Annotated in this window: 16 protein-coding genes; 5 read left to right on the plus strand and 11 right to left on the minus strand. The window is 61.9% G+C overall.

The window, feature by feature from the left end:
* Nucleotides 1-57: 57 nt before the first annotated feature.
* The 7 genes from OQ248_RS24015 to OQ248_RS24045 form a co-directional block, all read right to left on the minus strand.
* Nucleotides 58-2,001 carry a response regulator gene (locus OQ248_RS24015; protein ID WP_265814269.1) on the minus strand — a complete coding sequence of 648 codons (1,944 nt, stop codon included), beginning with the start codon at nt 1,999-2,001 and terminating at the stop codon, nt 58-60.
* Nucleotides 1,991-2,866: an ATP-binding protein gene (locus OQ248_RS24020; protein ID WP_265814270.1), complete on the minus strand. Its 876-nt coding sequence runs from the start codon at nt 2,864-2,866 to the stop codon at nt 1,991-1,993. The genes OQ248_RS24015 and OQ248_RS24020 overlap by 11 nt, the downstream gene beginning before the upstream one ends.
* Nucleotides 2,859-3,869 (minus strand): ATP-binding protein, encoded by a 1,011-nt coding sequence (locus OQ248_RS24025; protein ID WP_265815141.1) that lies wholly within the window; start codon nt 3,867-3,869, stop codon nt 2,859-2,861. Before OQ248_RS24025 ends, OQ248_RS24020 begins: the two co-directional genes overlap by 8 nt.
* Entirely contained in the window at nt 3,866-4,270 is a 405-nt protein-coding gene (locus OQ248_RS24030) for an anti-sigma regulatory factor (RefSeq protein WP_265814271.1), read from the minus strand. The genes OQ248_RS24025 and OQ248_RS24030 overlap by 4 nt, the downstream gene beginning before the upstream one ends.
* The gene (locus tag OQ248_RS24035) at nt 4,267-4,629 is read right to left on the minus strand and encodes an STAS domain-containing protein (protein ID WP_007959463.1); all 363 of its coding nucleotides are present in this window, start codon (nt 4,627-4,629) and stop codon (nt 4,267-4,269) included. Before OQ248_RS24035 ends, OQ248_RS24030 begins: the two co-directional genes overlap by 4 nt.
* 3 nt (nt 4,630-4,632) lie before the next feature.
* Entirely contained in the window at nt 4,633-5,484 is an 852-nt protein-coding gene (locus OQ248_RS24040) for an STAS domain-containing protein (protein ID WP_265814273.1), read from the minus strand.
* 240 nt (nt 5,485-5,724) lie between these two features.
* On the minus strand, nt 5,725-6,246 hold the full coding sequence (locus tag OQ248_RS24045; protein ID WP_265814274.1) for a DUF4142 domain-containing protein: 522 nt from the start codon (nt 6,244-6,246) through the stop codon (nt 5,725-5,727).
* A gap of 205 nt (nt 6,247-6,451) precedes the next feature.
* On the opposite strand from OQ248_RS24045, the gene OQ248_RS24050 reads away from it, so the two are divergent.
* Nucleotides 6,452-6,694 carry a DUF465 domain-containing protein gene (locus tag OQ248_RS24050; RefSeq protein WP_085710111.1) on the plus strand — a complete coding sequence of 81 codons (243 nt, stop codon included), beginning with the start codon at nt 6,452-6,454 and terminating at the stop codon, nt 6,692-6,694.
* 109 nt (nt 6,695-6,803) lie between these two features.
* Complete coding sequence (locus OQ248_RS24055) at nt 6,804-6,971, plus strand: hypothetical protein (RefSeq protein ID WP_265814275.1); 168 nt, start codon at nt 6,804-6,806, stop codon at nt 6,969-6,971.
* A 137-nt stretch (nt 6,972-7,108) separates the two neighbouring features.
* Here the strand turns inward: OQ248_RS24055 and OQ248_RS24060 are convergent, their stop codons facing one another.
* The 4 genes from OQ248_RS24060 to OQ248_RS24075 form a co-directional block, all read right to left on the minus strand.
* A complete protein-coding gene (locus OQ248_RS24060) occupies nt 7,109-8,185 on the minus strand; it encodes an SMP-30/gluconolactonase/LRE family protein (RefSeq protein ID WP_265814276.1) in 1,077 nt (358 codons plus the stop codon).
* Entirely contained in the window at nt 8,182-9,327 is a 1,146-nt protein-coding gene (locus OQ248_RS24065; protein ID WP_265814277.1) for an SRPBCC family protein, read from the minus strand. The genes OQ248_RS24060 and OQ248_RS24065 overlap by 4 nt, the downstream gene beginning before the upstream one ends.
* A 109-nt stretch (nt 9,328-9,436) precedes the next feature.
* Complete coding sequence (locus OQ248_RS24070; RefSeq protein WP_085710108.1) at nt 9,437-10,300, minus strand: LysR family transcriptional regulator; 864 nt, start codon at nt 10,298-10,300, stop codon at nt 9,437-9,439.
* A gap of 238 nt (nt 10,301-10,538) precedes the next feature.
* The gene (locus OQ248_RS24075) at nt 10,539-12,257 is read right to left on the minus strand and encodes a hydrogenase maturation protein (protein WP_265814279.1); all 1,719 of its coding nucleotides are present in this window, start codon (nt 12,255-12,257) and stop codon (nt 10,539-10,541) included.
* Between the two features lie 297 nt (nt 12,258-12,554).
* On the opposite strand from OQ248_RS24075, the gene OQ248_RS24080 reads away from it, so the two are divergent.
* From OQ248_RS24080 to OQ248_RS24090, 3 genes are all read left to right on the plus strand, one after another.
* Nucleotides 12,555-13,061, plus strand: coding sequence for a sigma-70 family RNA polymerase sigma factor (locus OQ248_RS24080; RefSeq protein WP_265814280.1), 507 nt, complete (start codon nt 12,555-12,557; stop codon nt 13,059-13,061).
* On the plus strand, nt 13,058-14,008 hold the full coding sequence (locus OQ248_RS24085; protein WP_265814282.1) for a FecR family protein: 951 nt from the start codon (nt 13,058-13,060) through the stop codon (nt 14,006-14,008). Before OQ248_RS24080 ends, OQ248_RS24085 begins: the two co-directional genes overlap by 4 nt.
* Nucleotides 14,009-14,099: 91 nt before the next feature.
* A complete protein-coding gene (locus OQ248_RS24090) occupies nt 14,100-17,021 on the plus strand; it encodes a TonB-dependent receptor (protein WP_265814283.1) in 2,922 nt (973 codons plus the stop codon).
* Nucleotides 17,022-17,180 lie beyond the last annotated feature (159 nt).

A 17,180-nucleotide genomic window follows, 5' to 3' on the forward strand; every position in this document is an offset into this window, starting at 1 on the left:
GAATTTGTGTACGGCACAAAAAACTGTGGGAGCGGGCTTGCCCGCGATGGCGGTGTATCAGGCACCGTCGAGGGTGCGGCGCACCTTGTCCAGCAGTTCGCTGATCTGGAACGGTTTGACCAGCATCTCCATACCGGCGCCGAGAAACACCTGACGGTTGATCGCGGTTTCCGCGTAACCGGTCATGAACAGGATCGGCAACCCGTCGCGCCAGCCCCGGGCCACGTCCGCCAGTTCGCGGCCGCTCATGCGCGGCAGGCCGACATCGGTCAGCAGCAGGTTGATCGACGGATCGTTCTGCAGGCGCTCCAGCGCGGTTTCGATATCGCCGGCCTGGGTGCAGCGATAACCGGCATCCTCCAGCACTTCGGTGACGAACAGCCGCACCGACGGCATGTCTTCGACGATCAGCACATGCTCGCCGGAACCTTGCGGATCGACCGCTGGTGGCACCAGATCGGCGGCGGTCGGGTCGCTGGTGGCCGGCAGCATGATGGTCACTTCGGTGCCGCGCCGGGCGACGCTGCGGATGTGCGCATCGCCACCGGACTGACGGGCGAAACCGTAAATCGTCGACAACCCCAGACCGGTGCCCTGACCCAATGGCTTGGTGGTGAAAAACGGGTCGAACACCTTGTCGATCAGGCTGTGTTCGATGCCGGTGCCGTCATCGCGCACCGACAGCGCCACGTAGGAACCATCGGTCAGGTTCGGGTCGCCATGGGAGTAGGCCGCATAGGTGCTGACCCAGATATTGCCGCCCTGAGGCAAGGCATCCCGGGCATTGATGACCAGGTTGAGCACGGCGCTTTCCAGTTGAATCGGATCGACCAGGGCGATGGCCGGTTTGGTGGTCAGCTCAAGCTTGAGGGCGATGCGTTCGCCAATGGTGCGCACCAGCAATTCTTCGAGCGAACGCACGTGATCGTTGATGTCCACCGGCCGGGTGTCCAGCGGCTGTTGCCGGGCAAAGGCCAGCAGGCGATGGGTGAGTGACGCGGCGCTCATCGCCGAATTCAGCGCGGCGTCGGCGTAGAACTGCACTTTGTCGAGACGGGCATCGGCGACGCGTTTCTGGATCAGTTCCAGACTGGTGATGATCCCCGTCAGCAGGTTGTTGAAGTCATGGGCGATGCCGCCGGTGAGCTTGCCCAGCGCGTCCATTTTCTGTACTTGCAGCAATTGCGCTTCGGCGCGTACCCGGTCGGCGACTTCCTTGGCCAGTTGCGTGGTGGTGTCGTCCAGCCGAGCCAGGTGTGAGCGTTCGCGGTGACGGTGTTCAGTGACGTCTTCGACGAACACCAGGCTCAGTTCCGGCGTGCGGTACGGGGAAATCTGCCACTGGGTTTCGCGGATTTCACCCTGCACGCGCATGTTCAGCGTGCCTTTCCAGCGCTCGCCGTCCACCAGCCGCAGACGCAGTTCCTCGAGGATGGCGCCCTGATCTTCGGCAAAGCACTCGTCGAGAATTTGTGAGTCGCGGTTGTCCTGGATCAGTTGGGCAAAGGCGTGGTTGCACTCGTGGACTTTCAGGGTTGCATCGATGACCGCAATCGGCGCCGAAACATTGACGAAGATTTCCCGGAAGCGCGCCTCGCTTTCGCGCAGGGCATTTTCCGTGTCGCGCACCCGCAGCAGGGTGCGCAGGGTTGCCAGCAGCACGTCCGGGTCCACCGGGTGAATCAGGTAGGCGTCGGCCCCGGCGTCGAGGCCGGTGATGATGTCGCCGGTCTGGATCGACGCCGCCGACACATGGATCACCGGGAGCAGGGCGGTGCCGGGATCGGCGCGCAGTTCACGGACAATATCGAAGCCGCTCATGTCCGGCAGGTTGACGTCGAGAATCAGCGCATCCAGCTCTTCGCTGGCAATCAAAGCCAGACCTTCGCCTCCGGTGCCGGCCTCCAGCACTTCGTAGCCGTGGCGCTCCAGGCGCCGGCGCAGGGCGTAGCGGGTGGCGACGTTGTCGTCGACGATCAACAGGCGGATGTCATGTTTCATCGACGTTCTCCAGAGCGATCGCCAGCGGGATGATCACGAAAAAGGTCGAGCCGACTCCCGGTGCGCTTTCCACCCCGACTTCGCCGCCCAGCAGCGCCGCAAAGCGCTTGCACAAGGACAACCCGAGGCCGGTGCCGCGCAGGCGTTTTTGCAGCGGTGAATCGACCTGGGAAAAGTCTTCGAACAGGGTGCCGTGCAGCTCGGCGGCGATGCCGATGCCGGTGTCGCTGACGGCGAAACGTACCTTGTCCTGGCCTTCAAGCCGTGCCGAGACCCGGACTTCGCCGCGAGTGGTGAACTTCAGCGAGTTGGAAATGAAATTGCGCAGGATCTGCGCGAGCTTCTTGTCGTCGGTGTACAGGCGCGGCAGGCCGACCGGTTCTTCGAAAATCAGGTCCACCGCCGTGGCGTCGACAATCGGCCGGAACATCCCGCGCAACGCCGCGAACAGGTCGAACATGTCGAACCACGCAGGGGAAATGGTAATGCGCCCGGCCTCGATCTTCGCCAGATCGAGCAGGTCGTCGACCATGTCGCTGAGCTCACGGGCGGCGCTGCTGACGAACGCCACCTGCTTGTGTTGCTCCGGGCTGAGCGGGCCGTCGAGTTCATCGGCCAGCAGGCTGTTGATGCTCAGGATCGAACCCAGCGGGGTGCGGAATTCGTGGCTCATGTACGACAGGAAGCGGCTTTTCAGGTCCGAGGCCTGGCGCAGTTGTTCGGCCTGGGTGTCGAGCTCGGCGTACAGGGCGAGGACGCCCTGATTGGTCTCGTCGAGTTCTTCGCGCAGCGCGGCGGTTTCGCTCTGCAACTGGGCGATCAACGCGCTCTGTTCTGCGCTGCTCAAGGTCGTGGACTCAGCCATGGGTGGCCTCCAGGGCAACGACCAGGACCGTTGCATCGTCGCGTCCGCGACTGAAGTCGCGGTGCAGGACGGTGGCTATCACGGCGGGATGGCGATGCACCAGGCCGGGGTAGTCTTGAAGGTTCCAACGGGACTGCAAGCCGTCGCTGTACATGATCAATAGATGTCCATTCACGTGAGCATAGTCAAAGGGCTGGGCTTTCCGGAATTGGGCGCCGACGATGCCCGGGTGCGAGGCCAGTCCACGGGATTTGTCGGCGGTGACGAGGCTGGCGCCGATGTTGCCGATACCGGCGAAGGTCAGGCTGTCGCGCTCGCCATGAAACTGAGCAAATGCTACTGCGCCGCCTCGGGTGCCGATCATTTCCCGGTGCAGTTCGTCCATCAGTAACACCGGGGGAGCGAACGGGCTCAGGGCGAAGGTTTTTTCTCCGGCCCGGGCGGCACGCTCGGCGTCTTCGCCATGGCCGAGGCCGTCGACGATCAGGGCGCTGATATCCGAACTGTTGATTGCCAGGTGCCAGACATCGCCGCACGCCGGGTCGTTGTGCAGTGAATGCTGACTGACGCCGAACCGTAGATCCGGCTGCCGGTCGGTGCGCGGGTACAGCCGTGCCAGCAATACCGCGCCCCGGGCGTCGGCGTAGACATCGAACACCTCGGTCTGGCGCGATACCGCGCCGAGCCCGATGCCCTGAGTGCCGCCCGTGGAGAAACCGTCGGCCATGCACGCATCGAGATCAAAGCCGCCAGCGCGGTCGATCGCGAGCATTTCGATGCCGAACCCATCAATGCGCTGCAACACCCGCAGATGCAATTCACCGTGGGTCGCATGCTTGAGCACATTGCTTGCCAGTTCCGTGGCGACCAGCGCGACACGCCCGGCATCGCGCTCATCGAAGCCATGCTGTCCGGCGAGTTGCTGTGCCGTGCGACGCGCATGACCGATCTGACTGAGCTCTTCGATCGGCAACACGCGGGTCAGGCTCCCGCTGATGTTCATGTCCATCGGGTAATCGTGACGCGAGTGCCCGCACCGGGCGCGGTGTCCAGCTCGAACTCGTCCACCAGCCGCTTGGCGCCGGTCAGGCCCAGGCCCAGGCCGCTGCCGGACGTCCAGCCATCGGTCATCGCCAGTTTGATGTCGGGAATGCCCGGGCCTTCGTCGCGGAAGGTCAGGCGCAGGCCGACCTTGTGGTTGTCGTCGAGGATCTGCCAGTCCATGTCGCCGCCCCCGCCATACACCATGGTGTTGCGCGCCAGCTCGCTGACGGCGGTCACCAGTTTGGTCAGGTCGATCAGGCGCATGCCGCACTCGGTGGCCAGTTTGCGCGCCAGTTGCCGGGCGAGCACCACGTCCTGCTCGATGTTGATCGGTTGCGTACCGCTGCTGCGCACCGTCATTGCTGGCGTACTCGTTCCTGCAGCAGTTTCATGCCGCGCTCGACATTCAGCGCGGTACTGACACCGGGTAGGTTGAGGCCGAGCTCGACCAGGGTGATCGCCACCGCCGGCTGCATGCCCACCAGCATGGTTTCGGCGTCCATGATTTTCGACAGGCCGGAGATGGTGCCGATCATCCGGCCGATGAACGAATCGACCATGTCCAGCGCCGATATGTCGATCAACACCCCGCGTGCCGAGGTCTTGCTGATGCGCTCGGACAGATCGTCCTGCAGGGTGAGGGCGAGCTGGTCATGCATGTCGACCTGGATGGTCACCAGCAGGAAGTCGCCCATCTGGAGAATCGGGATACGTTCCATCGCTTAAACCGTCTTGGCAAGGGTGATGCCCAGGCGGGTCAGGGCCAGTTTCAAGGCGTCGGCCAGATTGGCCTTGGTCACCACGCCTTGCAGGTCGAGGCCCAGGTGCACGATGGTCTGGGCAATCTGCGGACGCACGCCGCTGATGATGCAGTCAGCGCCCATCAGGCGGATCGCGGTGACGGTCTTGAGCAAATGCTGGGCGACGAGGGTGTCGACGGTTGGCACGCCGGTGATGTCGATGATGGCGATTTCCGAACCGGTGTCGACGATGCGTTGCAGCAGCGATTCCATCACCACCTGAGTGCGTTGCGAATCGAGGGTGCCGATCATCGGCAGCGCCAGTACGCCGTCCCAGAGCTTGACCACCGGGGTGGACAGCTCCAGCAATTCTTCCTGCTGACGCTTGATCACCGCTTCACGGGATTTCTGGAAGGTGCGGATGGTGTGCAGGCCGAAAGCGTCGAGCAGTTCGGAGATTTCCCAAAGCTGCTCGGCCAGCAGCGCCGGTTGTTCCCGGTAGTGACTTTGGAGCAAAGAGAAAGTCGGGCCCTTGAGGGCAAAGATGAACGTGGCGGTCTGTTGCGAGTCCTGGCCGAGCAGGGCGCGACTGTGGGACAGCCGTTCGAGGAAGTGACGGGTGGTTTCCCAGCCGGCAGCGGAAATGTCGGTACCGCTGTTTTTGGCCATGCCATCGACTACCAACTGCAGGAACTCTGTGGCCTGTTGCCGCACTTCCTGTTCTTTAAGGTGGCGCGTGGCACCGCTGTCTTCCATGTTTTGTATCCATTCACCCAGCAGCTGAGCCTGTTTGTTCTTCATCGCATCGAGTGTGCTGTTCTGCAGTGCTGCCATGTGGGTTTTGCTCCTTCGCGAGTGGGGCCGGTGCGACAGAAAACGACCGGCGCGAAATGAATGACATTTGCCGTATGAAATAGTTGTTCGTTCCCGAGTGGATATTTTTGATCTGCCGCAAGGAACGTTCCGGTAACTCTAGTCGGCATGGGGGGCGGTGGAGGTTTTTTGACGGATTTTGGGGGGGCAGAAATGAAAGGGCCGCACCCTCTGGATGCGGCCCCTTGGCGCGGTTGGCGTTTATTTGCTTGGGTGTTTGGCCTGCAGTTCCTTGGCGGCTGCCAAGTGTTTTTCCAGACCGGGCAGCATTTTCTGGGCGAAGCCCTTGAGTTCGGTGGCGCCTTTGACCTGGTCGTCGGTCACGGTGTTGGCTTCTTTCTTGAACAGTTCGATGGCTTCTTCGTGGGCCTTCACCTGATTGTTGGCGTAGGCGGCGTCGAAGGACTCGTCGCGCATGTCGAGGATCTTCTCCTTGGCCTGTTTCACCAGGGTGGTGGAGTCCGGGACTTTGATGTCGTGGGCCTGGGCAATGGCCGCCAGTTCATCGTTGGCCTTGCCGTGGTCGGTGATTATCATGTTGGCGAAATCCTTGATGTCCGCCGACTGGCTCTTTTCCAGGGCAAGGCGACTGGCTTCGATTTCGGCGATGCCGCCGGCCGCCGCGTTATCGACAAAACTGTTGGAGGTCGCGGCGAAGGCGCTGCCCATGCCGCTGCTCAAGGCGATCGCCAGGGCGAGATGACGCAGGTTGAATCCGTCCATTTGTGTTTCTCCACGCAGATGTTTTGGGGGTGTTACTCAATGGAGGGAAGGCTGCGGCACAAGGTTTTATCGTATTTGCCTCAGGGCGACGAACGGCCACCGCTGGTCTGACAGGTGGTCGACAGAAGGGTACAACCAAGGCCATTCTGGTAATGGCTGACGCAATCGGTCGCGTCGGCTGCCGATCAATTGACGGAGGTGTTCCATGCCGGTGACCCATGACCTGTATCAGGACTTGAAGCTTACGAAGGAAGAGATCCAGCAACGACGCACCGAGGATCCACATCTGGACGCACTGATCAACAAGTATTCCCAGGCGGACGCCGAGGTCGTCAAGGCCGAGACGGCAGCCTCGGATGCGCCCAGTGATGACGCACTGAAAAAACTCAAAGAGAAACGCTTGCAGGTCAAAGACAAGATCGTCGAGCAATTGCAGGCTCGAACCTGACCGTCAGTCGCGCCATCGACCTTCGGGGGTGGCACGACTGGAACGACAGCCACGACGGGCACCTCGAATGTACAGAGTCTTCACATAGCGACTCTTTGCGAGGTGCCTTATGAATCCCAAATTCCCCAGTGAAGAGCAGGGCGCATTCGACCCGGTTCCCACCCATCCCGAGCCCAACAGTCCAGCGCACACCGTCCGCCATCCGGAAGAAGAACGGAAGGACGACGAGGTGTCGGAGGATGATGACCCGGACAAGTTCGACCGATCAAGCAACTGACCGTCCGCCATCGCCAGCAGGCTGGCTCCCACATTTGGAATTCAATCCCACTGTGGGAGCCAATTTGCAATGTAGTCCACTGTGGGAGCCAGCCTGCTGGCGAGAGGGCCATTCGATTCACTACAGAACCCCGGGCTTCACTTCAAGGCTGCATCCAGCGGCATCCGCGCCATGTGCGTGGCCTTCAGCGAGCCGAAATACAACCAGTCGCCATACTCGCGAGCGGTGGTGATCGGCGAATAATTGCCGTCGCTCGCATCCTGCAAATTGGCGATGACCTTGCCGTCCAGATCCAGTCCCAGCACAAAACCGCGTTTCTCCACCGGTTTGGGCACGACGGTCATCGCCCGCACGATCATCTTGCGCACGAACGGATGCCCGGCGGTGCCATCGAGCAGCGGATTGCGCGGCGTGTACAGCGCCACCCAGAAACGGTCCCGGCCATTGAACGCGAGGTTGTCCGGCAGACCCGGCAGGTTGTCGATGAACAGGTCGTGGGTGCCGGCCTTCGGTCCGGTCAGCCAGTAGCGGCTGATGCGGTAGGCGCCGGTTTCATTGACCAGCACATAGGCGTCATCCGGGCCGAGGGTCACGCCGTTGGCGAATTCCAGCTTGTCGAGCAGGACGCTGGTCTTGCCGGTCTGGAAGTCATAGCGCAGCAGGCGCCCGTCACCGCCGTGCTCGATGATCGCCTCGCCGTCATGACCGTAGCCCCAGCGACTGCTGGCATCGCTGAAGTAGGCGTAATGCCCGGACTTGTCGATGGCCACATCATCAGTGAAGCCGAACTTCAGGCCATTGGCTTCAGTGGTCAGCGCGGTCAGCCGTCCTTGGGCATCAAGTGACAGCAAGCCCTTGACCCCGTCGGCAATCACCAGCAAACCGTTGGGGTGCCGTGCCAGGCCCAGCGGACGCCCGCCGGTATCGGCAAGTACCTGACGCTGCTGGCCGTCGAGGCTGGTCCGCAGCAGGCGCCCGTCATGCAGGCCGGTGATCAGAAAGTCGTTTTCCAGCAGCAGCGCTTCGGGGCCTTCGATATTGCCCGGACCGACCTGCTTCGCACTTTTGAGGCGTTGATTGTCCGCGTAAGGGCCTTCGGTCAAGGACGGGGCAACCTGTGGCTTCCACGCCACGGGCTGGACTTTGGTCGGCATCAGCAACAGGAAGGCCAGAATCAAAATCACCAGCAGCAGGATCAGATGGCGCAGCTTCACACGTGGGCTCCCGCGAGTGCGAGATGCCCGGTCGCCCTGTCGCGCAGGGCCAGCATCGAGGCGGCCGATTCACGTTCGATGCGGCGTTTGAGCAACAGCTGATTGGCGATGCGCATGCCCAGACTCTCGAAGTGGTAATCCAGCGTGCGCACAAAACGCGTGCCGTCGTTATGGGCCGAGCATTCATAGGTCAGCAGCAGTGACAGACCATGATCGCCCTGGGCCCGGGCACACCAGCGCCGCCCCGGCAGGTATTCGGTAACTTCCCAGCTCAAATGGCCTTCGCGGCCACCGGCATGAATGTCTTCCTCGAAACGGGCGCCGGCATGCAACGGGCCGGCAGGGCCGTCGATTTTCAGCGAGGACGGATGCCACTCGGGCCAGCGGCTGACGGTGGCGGCGTAGGCGAGTACGGCAATCGGCTCGCCGGCGATGTCGATCGGATGCTGCATGCGGGTCATGGGCGTTCTCGAATCGGTGAGGGGGACGGGCTCCGGCTCCCAATAGAGGGTGCCGAACAGGTAATCCATCAACGGCAGGACGATGTTGAAATTGCGCTCCTGCATGCGTTCACGCCGATGATGCAATTCGTGCAGACGGCGCATCTGGCGGATCCACGGCAGACGGCTCAGCGGATGCTTTTCCGGCAAGTGTTCGCAGGCGTGAAACACCTCATAGGTCAAATAACCCAGCACCATGCAGCCGCCGATCAGCCCGGCGACATTGGCGTTGACCTGTGCGAACAGCCACCACAGGGGCAGGGTGATCACCAGCGTGTGCACCACGATCAGCCACGCCGGAAACAGGATCACCCGCCAGTCGCGGGCGCTGTCCCAGGTCATGTGGCCGGGGGTGAAGAAGCTGTGATGGTCGCCGGCATGGCGGGCGTAGAACATTTTAGCGAAGGCTTTTTTGTGATGCCCGAGATGGCGGTGCACCACGTACACGCCGAAATTGAAGAACAGCAAGGTCAGCGGCACCGCCAGCCATTCCAGCGGACGCACCTGCTGCACGCTGCTCCAGAACGCGCCGATGGCCAATACGCCGAACAGCAGCACGAAGACACCGTGCAGCCACGGGTTGTACAGCGGATGAATCGCCGCGCGATAGCGGCTGCGAAATGCCTCGGTGGTCTGCCTCACTGCGGTCACCTGCGGATATTGTCGTTATCCCGGCAGATTAGCCGATCCCGCCGTTTGTGCAGTGTCTACCTTGAGGTCACAACTGCCATGCTCCGGTGCATAGCGGTCGTCAGCTCAACGGGTTCCAGCGCTGGGACCAGTCGTCATCGGCCTTGATCACTTCGCGCAGCAGATCGAACGCCTGCTGCAGGGTCGCCGAATCACGATCGCGGGAATAGACGAGGTAGGTCGGATAACCGAATTCCGGGGCTTTGGTCACGACTTCCAGGGCGCCGCTTTCCAGGTAGGTGCGAACGACACGGGTGCGGAAGTAGCCGCTGCCGCCGTTCTCCAGAATGTATTGCAGGGCCAGCGGGCCGAGGTTGAAGCTCAGGGCGGCCTTGGCTTTTTCCGGCAGTGCAGCATCGTGCTGACGGCGGAAGTCGGTGCCCCAGTCGATGTATACGTAGGGAGCGGGGCGGTTGGGTGTCCGGACCAGAATCAGTTTCTCTTCCAGCACTTGCTCGACCTGCAGGCCCGGCCAGTATTCCGGCTGATAGACCAGCGCGGCGTCGAGCACGCCGAGTTCCAGTTGACGCAGCAGGTTCTCGCCGTCGCGGATGTCCATGCGCAGGGCATGGCTGGGGATCTTCTCGCGCAGTTCGGCGGCCCAACTGAGCATCAACGGATTGCACAGGCTGACCTCGCCACCGATGTGCAGCACGTTGTCGTAGCCCTCGGGCAGCGGCAAGTCGCGGCGTGCGGCTTCCCAGGTCTGCACCAGCTGATTGGCGTAGACCACGAACGCCTCGCCATTGGCAGTCAGCCGCGCACCGGCTCGGTTGCGCACGAACAGCGTGCTGCCCAACTGGCTTTCGAGTTTTTGTACGCGGGCAGTGATCGCGGTCTGGGTGACGAACAGCTTTTCCGCCGCCGCCGCGAGGCTGCCGTGGCGGACGATTTCCAGAAAGGTGCGGGCTAGGTCGATGTCCATGGGGGCGCCGGTGTCTGAGGTGCCGGCATTGTAAGTCAAAAGCGCCCTCACCCTAGCCCTCTCCCGGGGGGAGAGGGGACCGATTCGGGGATATTGACGAGATACATCGACCTGAAAGTTCGGCTTTGAATCCATAATCGACACGATTTTTCAGGTCGATGTATAGCGCAAAACAACTCGGTCAGTCCCCTCTCCCTCGGGGAGAGGGCTAGGGTGAGGGGAAAGCAGACGCCACCGATCAACCAGCTAATTCAGCCTCACGCACCCGCGCCCAATCCTCCACCAACCGCGCCGGCGTGCAGCAAGTCTTGCGCTTGTACACGAAATTGCGGCACTTCTCGGCAAACTGATTGCGGTTGTAGAGCATGTCTTCCTGCATCTCTTGCAGCTCGGTTTCGCGGCATTGGCGGATCAGCTCATGATCGATCCGCAGCTTGCGTTCACGCACCGCCGCATACGTCGGATCGGTCAGTACCGAATTGGCCCGTTGCAGCAACCACAAACCAAACTCGTCCGGGCAACGCGGACCGATTTCCTGGACCATGCCCAGTTGCAACGCCTGGGCAGCGCTGACCGGCAGGCAGGCCTGGGTCAATTGTTCGGCCATGGCCGGGCCGACGGCGCGGGGCAGGCTGTAGGTCCAGTATTCCGAGCCGTACAGGCCCATGCTTTTGTAATGCGGGTTGAGCACGATGTCGGCGCGGGCGAACACGATGTCAGCCGCCAGGGCGAGCATCACACCACCGGCGCCGGCATTGCCGGTGACCCCGCTGACTACCAGTTGCCGTGCACTGAGCAACTCTGCGCAGACATCATCGATGGCCTGGATATTGGCCCAGGCTTCGGCGCCCGGATCTTCGGCAGCCTGAATCACATTCAAATGCACACCGTTGGAAAAGCTGCCGCGCCCGCCCTTGACCAGCAACACCTGGGTGTCGCGGGACTTGGCCCAGCGCAGAGCTTCGACCATGCGTTGGCACTGCTCGGTGCTCATGGCGCCGTTGTAGAACTCCAGCGTCAGCTCGCCTACTCGCCCGGACTCGCGATAGCGGATCGGCTGATACGCCTCATCGCTGAATGGTGCGTTGGCGATCGACCAGTCCAGCACCGGTACATCGGCCAATTGCCCGGCCAGCACATGCCGCGCCGGACGCTTGAAGGTTTCTTCGCCCGGTTGCGGTTTGCGTCGCAGTGAGCCGATCCACAGGCTGTGATCACCGGTCGCCACCAGCACCGCATCGTCGTGTACCGCAAGAATCTCGCCGGGGATGCCGGTGCGCTGATCGAGGTGCGCGTCGTACACGTAATACTGGCCGCCGGCGAGGCTGGCGAGCACGCCGGGCTGGCCGTCCGCCGCATCGATGCAGCGTTTGATGAAGCGCGAGCAGTCGTGCCAGCTGAAGGTGCGGTCGTCCTGTTTCATGTTCGGTTGCAGGCAGCCGCGAACCTTGGGATCGGTGTAATCCAGAGGCGTCGGGACGAAGCCGTCGATGAATTTTTCCACCACTTCGCGGATGCAGCGAATCGCCGCGTCACTGACCCGGCCGTTGTACAACTCGGATTTACGCAGGCCTGCCGGCAGGTTGAATTCGCAGGTGGCCCAGACCGGGCCGGCGTCCATTTCTTCCACCGCTTGCAGCGCGGTTACGCCCCAGGTTGGCAGCTCGCGCATGATCGCCCAGTCCAGCGCGCTGGCGCCGCGATCACCGACGATGCCGGGGTGAATGATCACCACCGGACGTTGCGGATTGCTCCACAGCGCATGGGGGACACGATCCTTGAGGAACGGACAGATCACGAGATCAGCGCCGCTGTTTTCGATCTGCTCGCACACGGCGGCTTCATCGGTGAACAGCACCACGCTCGGCGAATGGCCGGCCTGACGCAGCTCCAGCCAGGCACGTTGGGTCAGACCGTTGAACGCCGAAGACAAAAGAATGATGTTGAGTGATCGCATGATTGCTCTTCCTTGAAAGGTCAGCCGCAGGCTCCGGTGAGCCGTCCGTGGCTATCGATGGAGGCGCAAGGTTAGAGAGTGGCGTGGCGGGCGCCACTGATCGAGATCAACGTTGTGTCAGCCAATGTTGCCGTGGCGACAAAGCGTCTTATGCTCAATGGTTTGCATATCCTGATTTTTTATTACTTCAAATGTCCGCGACGCTATTGCACAGTCGCAGCCCTGATCAACGCCGGACGATCCCGGCGTATCCATGGATTTTCGCAGCGGGTGGAGCCCGTTTTCAGGGAGTAAGGCATGGGGAGTCACAACCCGCATTACCAGGTCATCGGGCAAATGTTCCAAAAGGACTACCGATGGTTGTGCGCCGCAGTCAGCCGTACCCTCGGCTGCCCGCACAGCGCACAGGACATTGCCTCGGAAACCTTTCTGCGGGTGCTGGCATTGCCTGACCCGCTGGCCATTCGCGAACCTCGCGCACTGCTGACCACGATCGCCCGGCGTTTGGTCTACGAGGGCTGGCGCCGACAGGATCTGGAGCGTGCCTATCTGCAAAGCCTGGCGTTGGCGCCGGAGCCAGTGCATCCGTCGCCGGAGGAAAGGGAACTGGTGATTGAAGCGCTGCTGGCGGTGGATCGCCTGCTCAATGGCTTGTCAGCAAAGGCCAAGGCTGCGTTTCTCTACCATCAGCTCGATGGCCTGACCTACAGCGAAATCGGCGAACGCCTCGGCGTCTCCACCAGTCGGGTGCAGCAGTACATGGTCGAAGCCTTCAAACGTTGCTATCAGGCGATGCAGGCATGAGACCGGACGAAACGCTGATCGATGAGGCAGCGCAATGGATGGCGTTGTTGCAATCGGGGGATGTCAGCCTGCAAGAGCGCGCAGCCTTCGACGCCTGGCGTGCAGCGGATCCACGGCATCAGCAGATCATCGAGCAAATGGGCGGCGGGCTGAGCCTGTTGCGCCATGCGAACCTGCGCGGGCTGCCCCGCGAGAGTGTGCTGCACAGCCTGAATGCGCCCTCCAGCAGCCGTCGTCGATTCATCAGCGGTAGCCTGAGCGTGCTCGGCCTTGCGGTGCTGGCCGGGTTGCTCGGGCGACGTTATGGCTGGTTGCCCGAGGACGGCGAATTGTCGACCGGAACAGGCGAGCGACGTGAATTCACGCTGGAAGATGGCAGCACCCTGATGCTGAACGCCCGCAGCCGCGTGGTGCCGCGATTCGACAGCGCAGAGCGTCTGCTGGCCCTGCGCAGCGGTGAACTGCTGGTCGATGTGGCGAAAAATCCGGCCCGGCCTTTTGTGGTCGAAACCGGACACGGGCGGATGCGCGCCCTCGGTACGAAATTCCTGGTGCAGCGCGCTGAGGATTCGACGCGGCTGGTGATGCTGCATTCGCAAGTCGAAGTGGTCACTGCCGGCGGCGCGCGGCAAGTGGTGGAGGCGGGCGAAAGCCTGTTGTTCAACGAACGTGAAATCCTCGCTCTGGAACGCAGCAAGGGACAGGAAAGTGCGTGGGTTCAGGGACGTCTCGAAGTGCGCGACCGTCCTCTGAGCGAGGTCATCGACAGCCTGCGCAGTTACCGTCGCGGCATCTTGCACCTGAGCCCCGAAGTTGCCGGTCTGCGTCTCAGCGGCCTCTATCCGCTAGACGACAGCGACCGAACATTGCAGCTGCTCGAACGCTCGCTGCCGATCCGCGTGACCTGGCACAACTTGTACTGGGTCAGCATCGAAGCGCGGTTATAAAACCATAACTTCCCGGTCTATCCGCCACCCTATAAAAAGCGCCGGCCCGCTGCTCATTCCCTGCAGACGCCTTCAACAGGGAAGCCCCTCGATGTTCTCATTCAAACAACAATCAACCCGTCTGACGCTGGCCGCCGCGCTGGCGATGGGCATCGTGCCTTCGGCCGTTCTGGCGCAAGACGCCGCCCCTCAGGTGTTCACTTTCGACATCGCCCCGGGTGCGCTCGACGAGGTGCTGCTGGATATTTCGCGCCAGACCGGCGTGCCGATTTCCTTCAGTCAGAATCTGGTTCAGGGCAAGCGCAGCAGTGCGGTGCACGGTGCGTTAGGCGGCCGGCAGGCGGTGGAGAAGGCGTTGCTCGGCAGCGGTCTGCAAGTGGAGCAGGGCACTCAAGGCCTGAGCATTCGCCAGGCCGACGCGCCAGGCGCCGCACCGGTCAAGGCTGCCGCCGTGGTGCCCGCCAGCAGCGCCGATTACCGCATGGAAAAGGTCACTGTCACCGGCTCGCGGATCGCCCGGGCGCAGTCCGATGGCGCGACGCCGGTCAACGTCATCACCCACGAAGAAATGGAAGCGCGGGGCTACAAGAACGTCTACGACGCCCTCGCCACGCAAACCCAGAACACCGGCATGACCCAGGGCGAAGACTACGGCAACACCTGGCAACCGGCCGCCAGCGCCCTCAACCTGCGCGGCCTGGGTCCCAACCACACACTGGTGCTGATCAATGGGCGACGGGTCGCCGATTACCCGACGCCGTACGACGGCAAGGTCAACTTCACCAACCTGGCGAACATTCCCTCGGCGATCATCGACCGCATCGAAATCCTCAGCAGCGGCGCCTCGGCGATCTACGGTTCGGATGCGATTGCCGGGGTGGTGAACATCATCCTCAAGGACAAAATGAATGGCGTCGACGTCAACCTCAAGGGTGGCACCAGCGAGCGCGGTGGCGGTGACAATCAGCGGTTGCAGATCAGCGGCGGCGGCAGTTGGGGTGACTTCGACGGCCTGTTCGGGCTTGAGCTGACCAATCGCGATCCGATCTGGGCCGATGACCGAGGCTTCATGCAGAGCGGGCCGCTGGCGGATGTCGGTTATCGTCGCGACCTGAGCAATAACCGATACCTGGGGCCGGGCTGCGGCGCTTATCAAGGCACGTTCGACAACAAGTTGTTCAACAATGGCGGGCGCTGCCGCACCGACCAGATGTACAACGATTACTGGACGATCCAGACGCAAAAGGAAAACTACGACGGCTACACCCGTGGCACCTGGCATTTCAGCGACAGCGGTCAGGTGTTCGCCGACTTGATGTACGGCCTCGATCACATCCAGAACAACACCCGTGGCCCGACCTTCACGTCGCCGGACTTCATCAACCAGAACAGCGGCAATCTGGAGCGTTGGTATCGGCGTTTCGGTGAAGAGGAAATCGGCGGGCGCACCAGTAACAACAGCAAGTGGCGCGATACGTCATGGACAGGAACCCTCGGGCTGTCGGACAAGATCGCCGACACTGGCTGGCACTATGATCTGGCGGCCAATCGCTCGGAATATAAAAGCGTGCGCACCACACGCTATACGCCGCTGTCGTCGATCCAGGACTTTTACCTCGGCCCGCAGCTCGGCACACGCGGCGGTTACCCGGTGTTCTCTCCTGATGCTTCACGTCTTGATCGACCGCTCACACCGCAGGAATGGCAGCAGTTTCGTGGTGACCTGACCCAGAGCAGCAAGTCGGTGTCCACCAGTTACAACGCCTCGGTCAATGGCGATCTGTTTGACCTGCCAGCCGGCCCGGTCGGATTTGCCGGCGTACTGGAAGCCGGCAAACAGGAATACCGCATCGACCCGGACGACAGTCTCAACGATGGCAGTTTTTATGGCGTGACCCCGGCGCAAAGCTCTGGCGGTTCGCGCAAGCGATACGCAGCGGGCGGTGAGTTCAGCATTCCGGTCACCGACACCGTGCTGGCGACAGCGGCGGGGCGCTGGGACCAATACAAATTCAGCGGCCGCACCGAGCAGCAGAAAACCTACAACCTCGGCCTGGAATGGCGCCCGATCACCAGCCTGTTGCTGCGCGGCAGTTACGGCACCAGTTTCCGTGCGCCGGACCTGAACTACATCTACCAGTCCGACAGCAACGGCTACTACCCGGCGCAGATCGACTACTACGGTTGCAGCCAGGGCGTGGAGGGCGCCTGTGATCGCGGGCGGGTCGACTACACCCAGAGCGGCACAGCGGATCTGGCATCCGAACGCGGAAAATCCTGGACGTACGGGTTTGTCTGGTCGCCGTCGCGCAATTTCGATTTCTCCACCGATTTCTGGCGCGTGGAAATCGACGACCTGCTGACCACCGTCGACGAAAACCGCCTGTTGCAGGAAGAGAACGAATGCCGCAACGGCACTCAGGACATCAACTCGGCCAACTGTCAGTCCACCCTGGCACGCGTCGATCGTAATCCCGGTAATGCCGCCATTGATCCAAACCAGTTGCAGCGAGTGCGGGTCAATGCGATCAACGCCGCCAGCGAGCGGGTCAGCGGTCTGGACTTCAAGAGCAACATTCGCTGGGGCGCCGGGCAGTACGGAGCGTTCAGTTCGGCGTTGGGATACACCCTGGTGCTCTCGCATTTCTACAAGGAATCGGACGAAGCCCCGACCCAGGACTTGCGCACTTCGCGCAGCAACTACGACTGGCGCAGCAAGGTCAACGCCAGCCTAACCTGGGATTATCAGAAGGCCACGGCGACCCTGATGGGCATTCGGTATGGCTCCGTCACCAACGGCGCGGGTGACGGGCGCCTGTCGCCATGGACGGTGTTCAATGCCAGTGCGCGCTATCGCTTGAATGACCGGGCGAGTGTCGGATTGACCGTGAACAATGTGCTCAATCAGGTCAAGCATGACGACTCGGCCGGCTGGCCGTATTACCCCACCGGCAACTACGACCCGTATGGGCGGCAGTGGTGGCTGGATGTGAGTTATCACTTCGGAGGTTAAGCATCTGCTTCGGGAACGTCCTACGGAAACAAGCGGGTTTTGCGTGAAAACGGGGATATTTCCGACGACTTTTTCAGGTTGGTCGTCGGAAGCGTGATCTATAGCATCGGCTGTGACATTGAAGTCGTAAACGGCCTGGACGTTCAGGCCTCTGATAAT

It is taken from the genome of Pseudomonas sp. COW5 (genome assembly GCF_026240005.1).
GTDB lineage: Bacteria > Pseudomonadota > Gammaproteobacteria > Pseudomonadales > Pseudomonadaceae > Aquipseudomonas > Aquipseudomonas kribbensis.

What these genes read in the sequence shown, in the direction of transcription:
- OQ248_RS24040 (WP_265814273.1), bottom strand. Translation starts at nt 5,484, where the DNA reads ATGGCAGCACTGCAGAACAGCACACTCGATGCGATGAAGAACAAACAG.
- OQ248_RS24025 (WP_265815141.1), bottom strand. Translation starts at nt 3,869, where the DNA reads ATGAACATCAGCGGGAGCCTGACCCGCGTGTTGCCGATCGAAGAGCTC.
- OQ248_RS24075 (WP_265814279.1), bottom strand. Translation starts at nt 12,257, where the DNA reads ATGCGATCACTCAACATCATTCTTTTGTCTTCGGCGTTCAACGGTCTG.
- OQ248_RS24055 (WP_265814275.1), top strand. Translation starts at nt 6,804, where the DNA reads ATGAATCCCAAATTCCCCAGTGAAGAGCAGGGCGCATTCGACCCGGTT.
- OQ248_RS24020 (WP_265814270.1), bottom strand. Translation starts at nt 2,866, where the DNA reads ATGGCTGAGTCCACGACCTTGAGCAGCGCAGAACAGAGCGCGTTGATC.
- OQ248_RS24015 (WP_265814269.1), bottom strand. Translation starts at nt 2,001, where the DNA reads ATGAAACATGACATCCGCCTGTTGATCGTCGACGACAACGTCGCCACC.
- OQ248_RS24080 (WP_265814280.1), top strand. Translation starts at nt 12,555, where the DNA reads ATGGGGAGTCACAACCCGCATTACCAGGTCATCGGGCAAATGTTCCAA.
- OQ248_RS24070 (WP_085710108.1), bottom strand. Translation starts at nt 10,300, where the DNA reads ATGGACATCGACCTAGCCCGCACCTTTCTGGAAATCGTCCGCCACGGC.
- OQ248_RS24085 (WP_265814282.1), top strand. Translation starts at nt 13,058, where the DNA reads ATGAGACCGGACGAAACGCTGATCGATGAGGCAGCGCAATGGATGGCG.
- OQ248_RS24045 (WP_265814274.1), bottom strand. Translation starts at nt 6,246, where the DNA reads ATGGACGGATTCAACCTGCGTCATCTCGCCCTGGCGATCGCCTTGAGC.
- OQ248_RS24030 (WP_265814271.1), bottom strand. Translation starts at nt 4,270, where the DNA reads ATGACGGTGCGCAGCAGCGGTACGCAACCGATCAACATCGAGCAGGAC.
- OQ248_RS24050 (WP_085710111.1), top strand. Translation starts at nt 6,452, where the DNA reads ATGCCGGTGACCCATGACCTGTATCAGGACTTGAAGCTTACGAAGGAA.
- OQ248_RS24090 (WP_265814283.1), top strand. Translation starts at nt 14,100, where the DNA reads ATGTTCTCATTCAAACAACAATCAACCCGTCTGACGCTGGCCGCCGCG.
- OQ248_RS24035 (WP_007959463.1), bottom strand. Translation starts at nt 4,629, where the DNA reads ATGGAACGTATCCCGATTCTCCAGATGGGCGACTTCCTGCTGGTGACC.